Annotated in this window: 10 protein-coding genes; 1 reads left to right on the forward strand and 9 read right to left on the reverse strand. The window is 38.1% G+C overall.

Annotated features, from left to right (window positions below; genetic code table 11):
* Positions 1-81: 81 nt before the first annotated feature.
* Positions 82-927 (forward strand): alpha/beta hydrolase, encoded by an 846-nt coding sequence (locus FD46_RS01485; protein WP_057895418.1) that lies wholly within the window; start codon positions 82-84, stop codon positions 925-927.
* Here FD46_RS01485 and addA read toward each other — a convergent pair.
* From addA to FD46_RS01530, 9 genes are all read right to left on the reverse strand, one after another.
* A complete protein-coding gene (gene addA / locus FD46_RS01490) occupies positions 924-4,649 on the reverse strand; it encodes a helicase-exonuclease AddAB subunit AddA (protein ID WP_057895419.1) in 3,726 nt (1,241 codons plus the stop codon). The two genes, FD46_RS01485 and addA, sit on opposite strands and share 4 nt — an antisense overlap.
* Entirely contained in the window at positions 4,636-8,223 is a 3,588-nt protein-coding gene (locus tag FD46_RS01495) for a PD-(D/E)XK nuclease family protein (protein ID WP_057895420.1), read from the reverse strand. The genes addA and FD46_RS01495 overlap by 14 nt, the downstream gene beginning before the upstream one ends.
* Before the next feature lie 254 nt (positions 8,224-8,477).
* On the reverse strand, positions 8,478-9,794 hold the full coding sequence (locus tag FD46_RS01500; RefSeq protein ID WP_057895421.1) for a C1 family peptidase: 1,317 nt from the start codon (positions 9,792-9,794) through the stop codon (positions 8,478-8,480).
* A gap of 43 nt (positions 9,795-9,837) precedes the next feature.
* Positions 9,838-10,491 carry a carbonic anhydrase family protein gene (locus FD46_RS01505; RefSeq protein ID WP_057895422.1) on the reverse strand — a complete coding sequence of 218 codons (654 nt, stop codon included), beginning with the start codon at positions 10,489-10,491 and terminating at the stop codon, positions 9,838-9,840.
* Positions 10,492-10,625: 134 nt separating this feature from the next.
* Positions 10,626-11,597: a ribose-phosphate diphosphokinase gene (locus FD46_RS01510; RefSeq protein WP_057895423.1), complete on the reverse strand. Its 972-nt coding sequence runs from the start codon at positions 11,595-11,597 to the stop codon at positions 10,626-10,628.
* A 96-nt stretch (positions 11,598-11,693) separates the two neighbouring features.
* Entirely contained in the window at positions 11,694-12,941 is a 1,248-nt protein-coding gene (locus tag FD46_RS01515) for a glutamate-5-semialdehyde dehydrogenase (protein ID WP_057895424.1), read from the reverse strand.
* A gap of 16 nt (positions 12,942-12,957) precedes the next feature.
* A complete protein-coding gene (proB, locus tag FD46_RS01520; protein WP_057895425.1) occupies positions 12,958-13,755 on the reverse strand; it encodes a glutamate 5-kinase in 798 nt (265 codons plus the stop codon).
* A gap of 103 nt (positions 13,756-13,858) precedes the next feature.
* Positions 13,859-15,235, reverse strand: a complete 1,377-nt coding sequence (locus FD46_RS01525; protein ID WP_057895426.1) for a hemolysin family protein — start codon at positions 15,233-15,235, stop codon at positions 13,859-13,861.
* Between the two features lie 98 nt (positions 15,236-15,333).
* Positions 15,334-16,173, reverse strand: a complete 840-nt coding sequence (locus FD46_RS01530; protein ID WP_057895673.1) for a homoserine O-acetyltransferase/O-succinyltransferase family protein — start codon at positions 16,171-16,173, stop codon at positions 15,334-15,336.
* Between the last annotated feature and the right edge of the window lie 121 nt (positions 16,174-16,294).

The following is a 16,294-nucleotide window of genomic DNA, read 5'->3' on the forward strand; positions in this document are numbered from 1 at the left end:
ACTCACTATCATACTCTGTTTAAATTGTCACACCAACGAAACAACGTGCTAAAATAGAAAAAAAGAAGGGCAGGCAAAACTATGTCGATTAAAGAATTCAAAATTCCTCTCAATAACAACACAGCAGTAACTGTTACAGCCTATCTGCGGCCCAAGCTCTTTGAAGGACAGCTTTTCCCAGGACTGATTATTTGTGCAGGTGGCAGTTTCAAACATTTATCGCAAAGAGAAAACACAGTAGCAGCGCTTGCTTATTATGCTCGTGGATATAATGTCTTTTCTTTACACTATTCGCTCATAGGGGATTTCACTCCCCTTTATCCTCAGCCAATTTATGAATTAGCTGCAACCCTTGGTTTTTTGCGTAAAAATGCTGTGAAGATTAACCAAAATCCGCAAGCACTTGCAGTTTTAGGCTTTTCTGCTGGTGGCCATATTGTTTCAGCTTTAGCAGGAACTTGGGCAACTGTAAGATTAGCTGAAGAAACACAGTTGGCAAATAAGATGATCCGTCCTAATGCACAGCTTTTAGCTTATCCCGTAACAGATCTTACCGGTGGATGGCCTAAAGAACTAGCTGAAATCAACAAAATCTCAGAGACACCTGAACTGATAAATACTCAAAAATTAGTAAATAAAACCACCCCTCCGACATTTATCTGGAACTCGCAAACAGATGAAGCGGTCCCGCTTTCCAACACATTAAATTATGTGCAGGCGCTCGTTAAGAACAAAATTTCTTTTGAAGTACATACTTTTTCTTCTGGTATTCATGGAACCGTGTTAGCAAATGAGTTGACTGCACGACCGCAAAAGGGTGCAGCTGATATTGATCATCATACAGCGAGTTGGTTTGAACTTTCTTTACAGTGGCTTTCTCAGGTTCTTCCAGCTGATGATGACAAGAAACAACAAGTAGACAATTAAACTTCAACGACTTGACCTGTCGCCAGCAAGTATAAATACTTATGATCAATTTTTTTGCCTAGAATACTCTCTAAGGCAAGTGCATAAAGATTGAGCTGTCCTTGATAACGGGCAGTAAGCTCTTTCTTTTTTTCTATATCTTCAGGTAATAAAAAATCAGTTTTATAATCAAAGACTACTACCTGTGTTTTTGTATCAACATACCCGTCAATAATGCCATGCAATAAAATGTCATTATTGGTTTCAATCGTAGAAAACAACTTTTTGGCTGGAATCAACGCTGAAAACGGAACTTCTCTTTTTACATTTTCACTATTTTTTAACAGTAATTGGCCTAGAGATGATTTAAAAAAACGGCGCACATGCTGTATATTGACTTTTTGCGCTACCGCTCTTTCAATGACTTTTTGTGTTTCGAGTTTCTTAAGTTGATTTGTCAGTTCTGCTATTGTAGGTTCTTGCTTTAATGACACTTGCCTGAGAAGTTCATGGGTTGCTGTCCCAACTTGAGCACTTGTGACATACTCCTTTTGTTCCATAAACTGTGGAAGCCTAAACTCACTTTGAACAATTCTATGCCCACGCGTAGGAGTTTGGAGCCTGTTCCAATCATCAAGATGCGTTAATTCCGACTCGTCAGGATCGCTAAACAAACGCTTGATGTCCGAAACAGACTGATAAGCAGTAGTCTTCGTAAGCTCATCATTGGGGTAGCTGTAATTTAAAATAACTGCAGCTTTTTGAAAGACTTGCTCTGTTTGCGAATCAAAAACGTTTCCTTTCTTACTTTCCAGTTGTTTAAGCCAATCAGCACCTTCTTGTTTTTGAGCCGGCTTAAGTTCACCTTGCGTGAAGAAACTAATTTTAAAATGCGCTGTGTTTTTTTCTAATTCTGCCAGTTTAGGCTGTTCCAACCCAAATTGTGCTTGTGTTTCGCTTCGTCGAATCAGGCACATGCCAATCCAATCCATGAAACATTTAGTTTCTTGGCGCAAACTACTTCCTAGGGTAACTCCCTCAGCTTGGAATGCTTGTTTCCATTTAGAAACTGCTTCTTTTTTAGTTCGATATGTTCCTACAATATAAAGCTGTTGTTCCGCTCGTGTCAGAGCTACATATAAAAGACGCATCTGTTCGGCTGCATTTTGCCTTTGCTTATGTTCATTAATTATAAGCTTAGGCAAAGTATCTACTTTAATACGTTCCTTCGGTAAAAGCAGTGTAATTCCCAATCCCTGAGTATCATCAAGCAGGTAATCTTCTTTAAGGGCACGTTCATTGAACTGGCGGGTTGCATCCATCAAAAATACAATTGGAAATTCCAAGCCCTTGCTTCCATGAATCGTCATCACTTGCACAGCATCTTGTGCTACTTTAGAATTTGCTTCTGCTAGATCCTGATCTCTTTTTTGCAATTTATTAACAAACCTAATGAATTGAAAAAGTCCCCTGAAACTCATCTTTTCGTATTCACTTGCACGTTCATAAAGAGCATGCAAGTTAGCTTGACGCTGAGCCCCGCCAGGCATCCCCCCTACATAATCCAAAAAGCCGGTCTGATCATATATTTCCCAGATTAAATCTGCCAGCTGATTTTGGTGAGCCAAATCACGAAAGCTCGTCAACATTCTCAAAAATTTGCCTACTTTTTCATAAACCCTTTGCCCAAAGTCATTTTCTTTACGCGGGTCAAAGTTTTTTTGAAAAGTTTTAACCGCCTGATAATAGTCGCCCGTTTTTTTGTTAATTCTCAAATATGCAAGTGCATTTTCTTTTAACCCCACTATTGGTGAACGCAAAACACTTACAAGGGGAATATCTTGATAAGGATTATCAATTATTTTTAATAAAGAAAGCATTATCTGGATTTCAGTTGTTTGAAAATAATTCTGTGCGTCCTTAATGTAAACAGGAAGTCCAGCTTTTTGAAATTCACTCATAATTAAAAGATTATTATTACGGGTAGGCACCAACAGAACAATATCGCCAAATTGTACATTTCTTTTTTCCCCCAGCTTGCGATCATAAATCTTTTTATTTTCTGCCAGTAATCTTTTTATTTTCTGGACCGCTACGAGTACTTGCCCTTCAGCCGCATTATCTACTGTAAAGCTTTCGTCAAAAGGTTCTTTCTCTTTTTTTGATTCTTCTTTTGTTTCCGATTCGTAAATCAAGACCTCTGTTTCGGTCTTCATTGGCGGATAGTAGTTTGCACCATATTTTAATTGCGCATTTTTATCATAGTCTAAGCCGCCGACTTGTTTATCCATCAGCTGCATGAATATCAAATTTGAAAAAGCAGTTATATCTTTTACCGAACGGAAGTTTTCTGCAAGAATAATCCTTTTACCATTGCTTTCAGCTTGGGCGTAGGCGTGATACTTACGTAAAAACAAGGCTGGATCAGCCAGCCTGAAACCATAAATAGACTGTTTGACATCCCCTACCATAAATAAGTTTCCAGCCGTTCCCACCAGCCGACTTATCAGCGTTTCTTGAAGCTGATTAGTATCCTGATATTCATCAACCAATATTTCCGAAAATTTTTGCTGCAGATTTTCTTGTACCTGTCTTGATTCCGGTGTTTTTCCTTGCAGAATCTTGAGGGCTAAATGCTCAAGGTCATTAAAATCCAGAAGATGACGCTGCCTTTTCTCAGCAGTAAATGCTTCTGAAAAAGAAACAACCACTCGCATTAATTCAGTAACCAACTTCTGGGACTCTTGAAGCACATCTTTTATTTGTTTCTCATCAAGTAAAAAGTATTTGTCATTAAGATCATTAACAACTTTCTTGGCCGCATTTCTCAACCCCAGTAATTCATCTTTGGCCTTTTTTTGTTCATCTTCCAGTTTTCTTAACTGTGGCGCTCGTTGAAAAGTTAAATTTTGAAAAATATTGCGCAAAGTATTCCAAGATTCAGTCTGAAGCTTTTGAAGTAGCTCCTCGACCATTTCTTGATCCTTTTTCAAAGTCTCTTCAAACTTGCTTAAAGAATAATTTTTTGCAATGCCGGCTGCAGCTTCAAATACAGCTTCAGCTTGTTTTAGGCGTTCAGTTAAAATAGGAACCAGTTTTTTCTTATATAAAGAGCTTTCAGTTAAATTTTCATTCTCATTTTGATAAATAGTAGGTATTTGATGCAGCCAACTTGCTGAGTCAGCTTTAGCACCTGCAAAATCAAACGTACGAAAAACAACATCAGTCAATCCCTCATCACTGCGGTCATTTGAAAAGTTTTGTGCTAATTGCTCGAATAATTCATCCTTTTGTCCGTAAAACTCTTCCCTGACTTCATTCCAAACATCTTCACGCAGCAATTCACGTTCTGTATCATCGCTTAAAAGTCTAAAAACAGGATCTAGCCCTATGATATAGTAATAACGTTGAATAAGATGGAGGCAAAAAGCATGCAAAGTACTTATATTAGCAGTATTAAGCTTTGTCAGCTGTGTTACATACCACTGTTTTTTTTCAACAGGAGCTGTACTGACTTCTTTTTGGAGAGCACTTTGAATTCGCTCACGCATTTCTTCAGCTGCTGCTTCTGTAAAAGTTACTATCAGCATCTCGTCAATTCCAATTCCAGAACGCAGATGATGTAAAACTCGTTCTACAAGTACGCGAGTTTTTCCCGAACCAGCAGAAGCTGAAACTAAAATATTACCACTTTTTTCTTCAATCGCTTCTTTTTGTGCTGGAGTAAAATTAATCTTTGCCATCTTTTGATCCTCCTTTTTTCTCTTTTAACGTCGCCAAAATATCTTGAGGTGTCGCTTGCGGCAGCACACGATAATTATTTTCAGGCAGCATTGCATCAAATTGGAAAATAGATTTAAAAGGCGAGTACTGCAAAGCCGTTCTTTTATCCGGCCACTGAACAGGGTTAAGCGCAAGTTCCCCTGCAAAAATTTTTTCAGCCGCCTTACGGATAAGCTCTTCATTATGCTGCAATAACAATAACAACTCATTCATCGTAACAAGTTGATGACGTTGAAGACTGCTTGAACCAAATATGCCGCTTTTGTTTTTTTTGAAAGGAAAAATTTTTGAATGTCCGCTACTTTCTTGTTCTAATTCCTGATCGAGCTGTCCTAGAAGCTGCGGCTCAGCTACCAATAACCCATCATATTTGTTAGCTTTCAGCCAAGCATCTTCTTTCGATTGCTTCACAATACTTTTCATCTTTAACTTGGGATTATACAAATGCATGTACAGGGCACCCGCAGGTTTAGAAATATTCATTTTATCTTCACTTAACAAGTCGAGATTTTTCACCAATGCATCAAGATAAGTAAGCATCTGGAGAGATACCCCGTAAAAAGCATCCCTAAAATCAAAATTATGTGCACTCGATTTATAATCAACAATTCCAAGATAAATTTCATTTTCCGTTTTAATTTGGTCAATACGATCTATTTTTCCCCTGACATTTACTTTACGCTTACCAGAAAGTTCAAATTGCAGCGGTCTGAGTCCCGTTTTTGCTCCTACATGGCCAAAAAGAACCTCAGTATGTTTAGGCCTCATCTTGCTGCGAACGCTTTGCTGACGAAGTGCCCAGCTGATTTGCCTTACTGTTTTTGTAAGCTGACGACTTAGATAATTCATCCGCTGTGAGCTGTTTAAAATTTGAAATTGAGGCAGTTTCAGCATTTGAACAGTAATTATTTTTAATTGAGCATCCAGGCTTTCTTCAGAAAGTGCAGCGAAGTCCAATCCTTTTTGATTAATTACTTTAACTAGCGAGTCTAGCGCCAGGTGGAAAAATTCGCCTGTATTTGCAGCGGAAAGTTCAAAAACATCACGTTCCTGCAACTTTAACCCATATTTCAAAAAGTAGGCATACTCATTTGTATAGAACTCTTCAAGCTTTGAAATCGAAGTATTAATTGTATCACCATATAATAATTCAACAGTCTCTGAACGCAGCTTTTCAGGGGTATTCTGATAATCCAAGCTTGCAAACAATTTTTTCGTCAAAAAAGCACTTTGCGGATTATTCTTTAATTCAAAGTAGAGTTTCGCCCACAAAGAAGGTAATTCACTGTAACGAGCTCTTGCCTGACGGCTGATTGACAAAAGATGGGATAAAGTCGTTCTTTTAGTACCCGTATAATGCAGTAAAATATCAGTATCTTTATCTTCTAGAAGCGGTTCATGTCCAAAATGCTCAAGAGGAAGCTCAAAATACCTTCTGATTCGTTCTGTATAAGGAGAGGGATGCAGCATTCCTTCTCCATCGTTGCTGAGCGGATATGAGACAAAAAGTGCGGTAGAACTGCTCATAAATGCCAAATAACTTAGAAATGGCTCTGCTGCAAGCTGCTTTGCAGATTCTTCATTCAAAAACTGATCTTCACTGAGAACAGGTTCCAAAAATTGACGATCTTCATCAGACAGAATATCGTTAAGGCTGACTCGATCAGGCATTGCCGTATCAGTTGCACCAATCAAAAAAGTTGCCTTGCGGTCATTCATCTGCACCATACCGGTTTCAGAAATAATTACTTGATCAAGAGTAGAAGGAACCTGCCTATACTCAGCTCCTTCAAATCCACTTTGCAAAAGTTCAATAAAACGTTCATTGTCAAACTTTGTTTCTCCGAGTGTTATTACATATTCATCTAACAGTTGGCAAAAAGTATCCCAAGTTTCCTCTGGACGTGTTGCTTCTGTCAGATGACCAGCAGCCAGCTCTTGATCCCGCCACTCGTATAATCTTTTAACCACACCGTTTTCCACTAGAAAATTACAAAGGGTAAAAGCCCCTTCACGCCCAGTTTTTGCCTTTTCCATTTTTTTAAAAAAGGGCGGCAAAACTTTCTTTACAAAATGCCTAATACAATTAACTTTTCTGGTTTGTTCTTTTTCAAATTCAGTATGCACCCCAGTGTCTGCATCTGAAAAGCGATAATAATCCCAATCATCCTCTTGCAGCCAGCGCTTGCCTTCATAGCCAAACCTCAAAACTAAATTTTCTGTTACATCCAAATAATCACGAAAAGAAGAAACTGGCATATCCTTGCCATTTTCTTGAGGTAATAGAAGTTCAGTTTTTAAAAGGCGCATCATATCGTCATAACGATAATAACGCTTATGGACTGCAAACAAAGCATTGATAAATTCAACTAACGGATGATCACTCATCTGTTTTTGCAAATCAATAAAATAAGGAATACCGAATTGCTTAAAAACTGGGCCGATTATATTCCGATAAAGATCTAAATGCCGTGTCAGTACAGCAAAATCATGATAATGGTAATTATGCAAAGCAACCTGCTGGCGCAAGCGAGTGGCAACCTCTGCTACTTCATGATAACGATTATCAGCGGAAAAAAACTGCAAGCCAGATTTTACGGCTGCATGCTTTTCTTTTAACGGACTCATCCTTGTTGATGCTATCCAGTAATCTTCGAGTGTAATCAATGTCGGATTTTCAACACGTTTATCTTTTACATAGCTGTCCACTAAAAGCGGAACTTTTTCCTTTTTGGCAGCTTGATAAAGTTTAAAATATAGCAAGCCAGCACGATAGAAAAGTTCATGCGTTTCAGGAACCTGCTCTGTATAAGCCCTATCAAGTACTAAAGATACTAAAGTCAGTTTTGATTTTTTAAACAGAGTTGTAACAAGCCGGAATTCACTCGCTGTAAATTGGGTAAAACCATATATGAAAAAGTAACTATGCTCCATATCTTTTTCGTTCAAAACATTTGCAAGTTCCTCTAACAACACATTATTATCAAGGTATTTTCCTGCAGTTTGTTGAGTATAATCTGCGTAAACCAAAGATAGATCATGCAATTTGGCTCTTAAATCCATTTGATCTGGTGTCTTTGAGGCAAACTGCACAAGATCCTCACTCGTAATACAGCCCTTTTCGAATTCATCCAGCTGTTTTCTAATTTGACTAACAAAACCAAGCTGTTCTTGTTCGCTTTTAAAAACTGTAAGTTCATCCTGATGCTTCTGTAAAATATCCTGAATGATCATATTACGCCCAGCTTCAGAAATACGCGGTGTCTGATAAAAAGCAGTGTCTGAGAGAAAATACCAAGCTAACCGCGAAAACGAAAAAATCTGAACAGAATTCTCTGCAAATAAAGTCTGCTCACTCTTTGTTAAGGCTTTCAACTGGTGAAGAACTTTTACTTCAGAGGCAAATTTAATGTGATTAGGAACAAGAAAATAAAACTTGCCCTGCGGATCTTTCTTCTTCAAAGAAACCAACTGTGCTGCTAACGCTTTTTGATGATCAGCAGATGCTTTTCCTAAAATAAATCCTAAGCTCATTTACAGAAAAACTCCTTTCTACTTCATTTATGCTTATTTTACCATAAAGGGGCTAGGTCAAAATTAGCTTTCGACCTGGCCCCTTTATTTTTTTAAGTAATATAAAAACCAACGTGTTTCAATAGCCGGCCTTTTCCGCTTAACCATGAGATTACTGATTACTCACAGTCAAATTCAGACTAGGTCCGTAATTTGCAATTAATACTCAAAGCCTAGCGACTACTGATACAACCCCTACTAGTACTTCACTAAAATTATGCAAGAGAGTCCCACGGTTTTAAAGCAATCATTTCTTTTTGCAAAACCTGCTTTTGTTTACTTTGAAGATACTTTTTGTTAATGATCACTTCATACACATATTCGTTGAACCACTCATCGCTCATTACGAAATAACCCTTGTCGCCAATCTTTTCACCCCAGCTGTTTTCGACTTTCCATTTTGTCGGTTTGCCGTCAATCAGATCGACACCTACTAGAGTCATTGCATGTAAAACGCTTGCTTCACCTGTCCGTAATCGATCTGCCTTGGTTAATCTCAGATCTATATCAAAAAGTTCTGCCCGTTCATGAAAAGCTGGGTCCAAAATTCCTTGGTTTCGTTCAAGATCTTTAGCAACATCATTTCCAAACCAAACTGACTGTCCATCTTTAAGCTGCATGATTGCTGCGTCTTTTAATGCCTTTAGTTCAGTGTTAACAAAAACAATCTTTTTACCATCAAAGATATAATCCTGACTTGGCAAACCATAAAGGCTTTCCATTTCATGATCAGGAGCATTCGTCAAACAAACATAATCATCAAAATTCCACGAAACATACTTTTCAAAAAAGTGCTGTGGAGTAAGGTTGCGCTCAAGGTGATACTTGTGTTCATCATCGCGATACTCAAAATCAAAAGCCAAAGGCGGCTCGCCAAAGGCAAAAACCAGCATACGGTAAATCTCCTTTAGGTACTTATTCTTAGCAGCAGCAAGTTCTTCTTTTGATTTATTTTGATTAGTTAAAGTCCGCAATCTCACCCCATCTTTTCGCAGCTTTAATATTAACGCATCACTAATCTCATCTGTTTTTTCGCTATTATAGGTTTCTGGCATAATTGATTGCGGAACCACACCGTATTTTTTTATCAAAGCTGCTGCATTTGCCCACTGCCCGCCGTCATCATCAGGAGCTGCAAACAATTCCTTTACAGAACGATTATCAAACGGTAATCCAGCAGTCTCAATTACCCTTTCATAGAAATGGTTTGCTTTTTCTAAACGATCGTAAAAAGAATTATAATTTTGTGAAAACTGAAAATTTTTTATCTTGTATTGCACAGCAAATTGATGGCGCAATGTATTCAGTGTTGAAAAGAGCCAGCATCTTCCGCTCTTCTTCTGATTAGTAACTTTATCTGTTGAAAGTTCAACTGAAAAAGTTCTGTTAAGATCACGTTTTGCAGCGTAATTTTCACTAGCAGCATTCACACCATTTTTTTGAACAGCACGTGCTGCTACTGCATAAACCTGCTTCGCTGTAAAACCAGACCGAAAAATTTTGATGTCCTCCAATGTTAAATCTTTCATCATATAAAAGCCTGCTTTCCGAATTGTTTAAACTATAAAATGAATACTACTGCAAATCATAGTATAAAATATTGCGTTCATTTCTGGGCTGAACAGCCCGCGCATTTGGTCTAGTAAAATCTTTTTGCAAAATCTGCAACTGTTGTTTTGAAACTGCAAGCGGCTGTTCAAAAACCCACCACTCAACTCCGCGAAGAAGGGGCGGCGTAGTTAATGAACCTAAGTAACGATAAACATTAGCTTTTTTTGTCAGCAATTTGTTCACATCCAAATGCTGTTTAAAATCTGCTCCAGCACCTTCTTGCAGTTTGAAATGCTGAAAAAAAGGAGCTAAAGCTTCGTTATAATCACCAACTTCTACAAAAAAAGCTATCACTGCCAACTGGCCAACCTCATTTTTTTGTACAAAATGTAATTCCAGCGGGTATGCTGCTGTTCCTTCTAAAAGATGTTCTGCAGGCAAATGAAAATGAAGCTGTTGAAATGTAAAGTACCTTCCAGAAATAAGTGTCTGGCCTTTGCCATCATATTGTAAATTGTTTCCCTTAGCTGTTACCTTAGAAAATTCATAGGTTGCAGTAAACTTGACTTCACATTCATCCAACTTAACTTTTTTTGCTTTTTCTAATGAAAATTTAATTGGAGACTGCCAAGTTGAAGGAAAGTCTGGCCAATCTTTTTGATGTTGATAATCCAGCATAAGTTATTCCTCCATTTTTCAGATAAAAATTTGTCTTAGATATTTTAAAATTTTTATTCTTGTTTAGCCACAAAAAGGTCCCTCGCACTTAATCATGCAGGACCTTTCAATCTTATAAGACAATACTCAGCAAATCAAAGACGATTCTTATTGAAGAGTGCATCAACGGACCTATTGTTATAAATTAAACTGATTGCTTTTGCAAAAGTCTGCGATACTGAAAGGATCTTCAGCTTAGGAAAACGCTTTTCCTGCGGAATTTCTATAGTATCAGTAACAACTACTTCTGTATAAGCAGAATCTTGTAGTTCCTTAACAGCGTTTCCTGAAAAAATCGGGTGGGTAGCACAAGCATAGACTTCTCTTGCTCCTGCGGCTTTTAAAGCAGCTGCAGCATCAGCCACTTTGCCGCCAGTATCGATCATGTCATCAAAGACAATACAGCGCCGATCAACTACGTCGCCAATTATTGTCATTTTCTTTGCATCTACAACTCGTTTAGTCTCTCTTTTGTCAACAATCGCTATTGGTGCTTTCAACAATGTTGCTAAATTACGCGCAGCCTTCACTCCATTATGATCTGGAGCAACTATTACAACATCGCTGGTAATTCCCTTGTTAATAAAGTAACGGGCTTGTACGAAAATTGCCAATAAATGATCCACTGGAATGTTGAAGAAGCCTTGCAGCTGGCCTGCATGCAAGTCCATTGTAACCACCCGATCCGCGCCGGCAAGCTGAATAAAATTAGCAATTAACTTAGCAGTAATCGGTTCACGGGGACGTGATTTACGGTCAGCACGCGCATAACCATAATATGGCAAAACTACATTGATGGTTCCGGCACTTGAACGACGTAATGCATCAATCATAACCATCAATTCCATAAAATTTTCATTAACAGGATCAGAAATAGATTGAATTATGAAAACATCAGCTCCACGAACACTTTCGTTGATACTGATTTGTATCTCACCATCGCTGAAATGTTTAACTGACGCTGCACACAGCCCAACACCTAACTCATCTGCAATTTTTTCTGCCAGTTCCCGATTTGAATTTAACGCGAACAGTTTTAATTTACCCTGTTCCTTTTTTTCAACCATGATTGCCTCCAAATTAATGTCTTTTTAGTTATTATAATAAAAAACAGCTTATAATACTATTGTTTTATTAGCCGAATAGGTTGTAAGGCATATTCCTTATTTTCGAATTTGGCCGTTTCCGCGAATCAAATATTTAGTCGTAGTTAAGGCCAGCAATCCCATTGGACCGCGAGCATGCAGTTTTTGTGTAGAAATACCAATCTCCGCACCAAAGCCAAATTCAAATCCATCAGTAAATCTTGTAGAAGCATTAACGTATACTGCAGCGGCATCGACTTGCGCCAAAAAACGCTGACTCTTTTTATAGTCATTAGTAATGATAGCTTCTGAATGTTTTGTTCCATACTTATTAACATGTGCAATTGCTTCTTCAAGAGAAGAAACAACCTTAATCGCAAGAATATAATCATTATATTCTTGATACCAATCTTGCTCTGTTGCCAGCTTGATTCTACTTCCCAAAATTTTTTGTGTCTGCTTGTCGCCCCGGAGCTCAACGTGGTGATCCCATAAGGCTTGTGCTATCTGCGGCAGATAAGAAGCAGCCACATCTTTATGAATCAGCAGCTTTTCAGCTGCGTTGCAAACAGAAGGACGTTGGCATTTGGCATTAATGATAATTTGTTTTGCCATTTCCAAATCAGCAGCATTATCAACATAAAGATGACAGTTGCCAGCGCCTGTTTCAATCACAGGTACCTTTGCATTTCTAACCACTGCTTGAATAAGACGGGCACTTCCACGCGGAATCAATACATCTAAATATTCAGTCAGCTGCATTAACTGATTAGCTACTTCATGCGAAGTATCTTCTACAATCTGCAAGGCTGCCGGTGTAACTCCAGTATTTCGCAGAGCATTCTGCAAAATAGACACCAATTTCAGGTTGGTATGCAAAGCTTCCTTACCGCCACGCAAAATCACGGCATTACCGGATTTAAAACACAGAGCAGCAGCGTCGACCGTTACATTTGGACGTGCTTCATAGATAATTCCGATCACTCCTAACGGAACACGCTGCTGTGCAATCTGCAACCCGGCTTCATTAACCCAGCCGCCAACCAGATCTCCAAGCGGATCAGGAAGCTGTGCAACCTTTTCAAGTCCTTCTGCCATTTGTTCAACTCTGGCTTCATCAAGTGTGAGACGGTCAACAAATGCTTGTGTCAACCCAGCAGCTTTTTTTAGGTCCAGCTTATTTTCTGCAATAATCTCTGCGGTACGGTCACGTAAACCCTTTGCCATTGCCAACAGAACAGTATTTTTTTTCTTTGTCTCCAACTGTGCCAGTTGATATGAAGCAGCTTCAGCTTTTTTCCCAAGTACTGTTAAATCATAAGCCATTTCTTCCCCTCCGTTCTTAGTCAGTCCCCATAAATAAGGTTCCTAGGTTAGTACCATCAAGTAATTTGAAGATAATCGAAGGATTTTCACCATTTGCAAGCACCATCGCTTTTTTGGTTTCTAACATTATTTCTGCTGCCTTTAATTTTGTAATCATTCCGCCTGTGCCGAATTTGGTACCCCGTCCACCCGCAAGTTTAAAGGTTGCATCGTCGATTTCAGTTACCCTATCAATCAAAGATGCATCGTCAAACTTACGCGGATTTTTATCATAAAAACCATCAATATCAGAAAGCATTATCAAAAGATCAGCTCCAATGGCCTTTGCAACAATTGCAGATAACTGATCATTATCGCCGAACTTGGTATGATGATCCAACTCGTCAACTGCAATAGCATCATTTTCATTAACAATCGGAATAACGTTCAGCTGTAACAGATTTTCGAAGGTATTTAGCGCATTTTGTCTGCTTATTGGATAATCAACTACATCATGAGTCAAAAGAATCTGACCGATTTTTTGTCCATAAACGGAAAAACGCTGCTGATAAACCGTCATCAGCTGTGTTTGTCCCACAGAAGCGACTGCTTGTTGTTCTGGAATAGCAACAGGGCGACTTTGCAGCCCTAAGATTCCCAAGCCGACCCCGATTGCACCAGATGAAACCAAAACAACTTCTTTTCCCTCATTTACTAATCCGCTTAATGTATAACAAAGCTGATCGATTGCTTGCAGATTCAGCTTCCCATTACTATGCGTCAAGGTACTCGTTCCAACTTTGATAACAATTCGTTTTGCATTGATTTGCCGCATTTGTTCGGTCACTTCTCCTTTAGCTTCTAAGGTACTTATATTGCAATAATCATATAGTACTGGTAAAGAAATGTCTATCTCCATTGTAAACAAGAAGACCAGATCATTCTTTTTTTGTGTCTTCTTTCTTTGCCTGAGGAACAGACGGTTCTTCTTCTGATTTTACAGCATGTCTTCTGACTTCAAGCCAATCAATATAATTACGATTAAAGTCCACTACTTTTAAGTCAAACTGTCCAATTGTAATCACATCGCCACGTTTTACTTTATAGTTTTCCAATAAATAACCCGCAATCGTAACACTTTCTGATTCATCAAAATCTTTATTCTTGGTTCTAAAAAAACGCTCAAAATCATATAAAGTTGTTTTCCCTGAAATCTTGTATGATCCATCTGGATTTTTAAAAATATATTCGCTTGAAACATTATCGATTTCGTCTTTAACAACTCCAAAAAGTTCTTCATAAATATCTTTATCCGTTACGATTCCGCTTGTACCGCCATACTCATCTAAAACTACTACAATTGGTGTCTGTTTTTGAATCATTTGCTGCAATAATCCCTGAATCGGAGTAACTTCCGGGACAGTAATGATCGTTCGTAAAAGCTTGCTGACCAAAATGCTGTCATCAACTTGAGCCTGTCTGATCAAGTCATAAATGTAAACATACCCTAAAATTTTATCTTTATCATTATTTGCTACTACAGGGAAACGGCTAAACCCTTGACGCAGATAGTAATTAATCACCGTTTTAACAGAATCGGTGATATCTACCACTTCAAGGCTCGTGCGATCGACCATAATATCCTTAGCAATTTTATCATTAAAATCAAACGCCCTTTGCATATAAAGCAGATCATTCTTATCCAGCATCCCTCCAGTTACAGCATTTCGGGATAGTCGCAAAATCTCTGCTTGTGTCAAAACATCGTTGCTTTCACTTGCAGGACGTAAACCAAATAAATGAATGATTGCTGCTGCAGAAACGTTTAACAGCCATACAAAAGGATAGAAAAGAATATGAAAATAATGTAGAGGCGTAACTACCAGCATCATCATTTTCATCGGCATATCAATACTTAAATTTTTAGGAACAATCTCTGTCAGCACAACTTCTAAGTAAGTTAACAGCATTACCCCGATTACGGCCCCAAGAGCATGCAAAGCTGTTTCACTAACAGGTGCAATCCTTAATGCATCTACGATCAGTACTTCTATTGTTCCTTCACCAATCCAGCCAAGAATGATTCCTGCAAGAGTTACACCTACTTGAGTAGTTGATAAGTATTCATTTAAATTTTGAACCATTTTTAAGGCTGTCTGCAACTTGCGCCGATTACCTTTTCCTGCATCAAGTGCACTTTCCAACGCACTTTTTCTAGTTTGAACGAGTGCAAACTCCGTAGCAACAAAAAAGGCTGCAAAATAAAAAACAACAACCATAATGATCAAATTAGTTGCCAATTGGCCACCTGTCAAAATTCATTCCCCATTTCAATTCTTACTTCATATAACATTATCATATCATTTTTCACGTTCATTGAGCGGCTGAACATACTATCCAAAACAATTTAAAATTAAAATGAGAGCTTATCTATGTCTAAATTTCTTTTTTGACAATAAATTCGCTTCAGCCAGTTTTCAAAGAAGACCTTTTGGGTATTTGCCCAAGAGAAAAGTTCACCTGTCATTTTATTTTCATTCAAATAATAGTTTTGCGGCTTAGCCAAGCTGGCTGCTTTTTCAGGGTAAGCAGCTGCTTCACGCTGATATTCTTTCGTCAGTGCATCTTTACCGTATTCAAGGTGCGCAAATAAAAAAGTTTGCGGTTGTGTACGTGCTTCCATCAAAAACAATTCGCCATTCATGGATAAAGCATTTATCTTCAGCATATCAGAAGATAAAATCTGATCTTTGTTCAAGTCCGCATAGCGTGCATGAGGAGCTTTAAAGCCAGACTTTAATCCTTCTAAAAGTAAGCAAGTACCAGAAATTTTGTGCTGATAGACACCAAAAATTTTTTCCACCAGCATCTTTTTATCTATTCCATAAAAATAATTTGCAGCTGCCATTGCACCCCAGCAAATATACAATTGTGGCATTTCATTTTTCTTAAGGAATGCAAAGAGTTCTTTCAATTCTTTCCAATAGGTCACCTCATTAAAGTCAAGCCGTTCAAGCGGAGCCCCCGTAACAATAAAAGCATCCATTTTACTAACCTTATCTAAGGCAAGTGGTTCTGCAAATTTTAAAAGGTATTCTGGAACTTCTCTTCCCCTATAATGCATTGTTGGATAAAAATAAGTTATTTTTAAAGACTGTTTTGCTGCTTTCAGCACACTATCAAAACGCTTTTTCGTATCAATTTTATCGTGCATAATGTTTAAAATTCCGATATTCATAGGTTGTCTTCCCATCATTTTTTTGCGTATTGGACAACAAATCTTTTATTGATTTTTAATTTTAGCGTATCAACTAAAAAAATTCTAGTATAATTAATTGAGAAAAACATGTCTAACATTATTACTGCTTAAGACT

Source organism: Liquorilactobacillus oeni DSM 19972, from assembly GCF_001436275.1.
GTDB lineage: Bacteria > Bacillota > Bacilli > Lactobacillales > Lactobacillaceae > Liquorilactobacillus > Liquorilactobacillus oeni.

Coding starts and splice junctions, on each gene's coding strand:
- FD46_RS01485 (WP_057895418.1), top strand. CDS start 82: ATGTCGATTAAAGAATTCAAAATTCCTCTCAATAACAACACAGCAGTA.
- addA (WP_057895419.1), bottom strand. CDS start 4,649: ATGGCAAAGATTAATTTTACTCCAGCACAAAAAGAAGCGATTGAAGAA.
- FD46_RS01495 (WP_057895420.1), bottom strand. CDS start 8,223: ATGAGCTTAGGATTTATTTTAGGAAAAGCATCTGCTGATCATCAAAAA.
- FD46_RS01500 (WP_057895421.1), bottom strand. CDS start 9,794: ATGATGAAAGATTTAACATTGGAGGACATCAAAATTTTTCGGTCTGGT.
- FD46_RS01505 (WP_057895422.1), bottom strand. CDS start 10,491: ATGCTGGATTATCAACATCAAAAAGATTGGCCAGACTTTCCTTCAACT.
- FD46_RS01510 (WP_057895423.1), bottom strand. CDS start 11,597: ATGGTTGAAAAAAAGGAACAGGGTAAATTAAAACTGTTCGCGTTAAAT.
- FD46_RS01515 (WP_057895424.1), bottom strand. CDS start 12,941: ATGGCTTATGATTTAACAGTACTTGGGAAAAAAGCTGAAGCTGCTTCA.
- proB (WP_057895425.1), bottom strand. CDS start 13,755: ATGCGGCAAATCAATGCAAAACGAATTGTTATCAAAGTTGGAACGAGT.
- FD46_RS01530 (WP_057895673.1), bottom strand. CDS start 16,173: ATGGGAAGACAACCTATGAATATCGGAATTTTAAACATTATGCACGAT.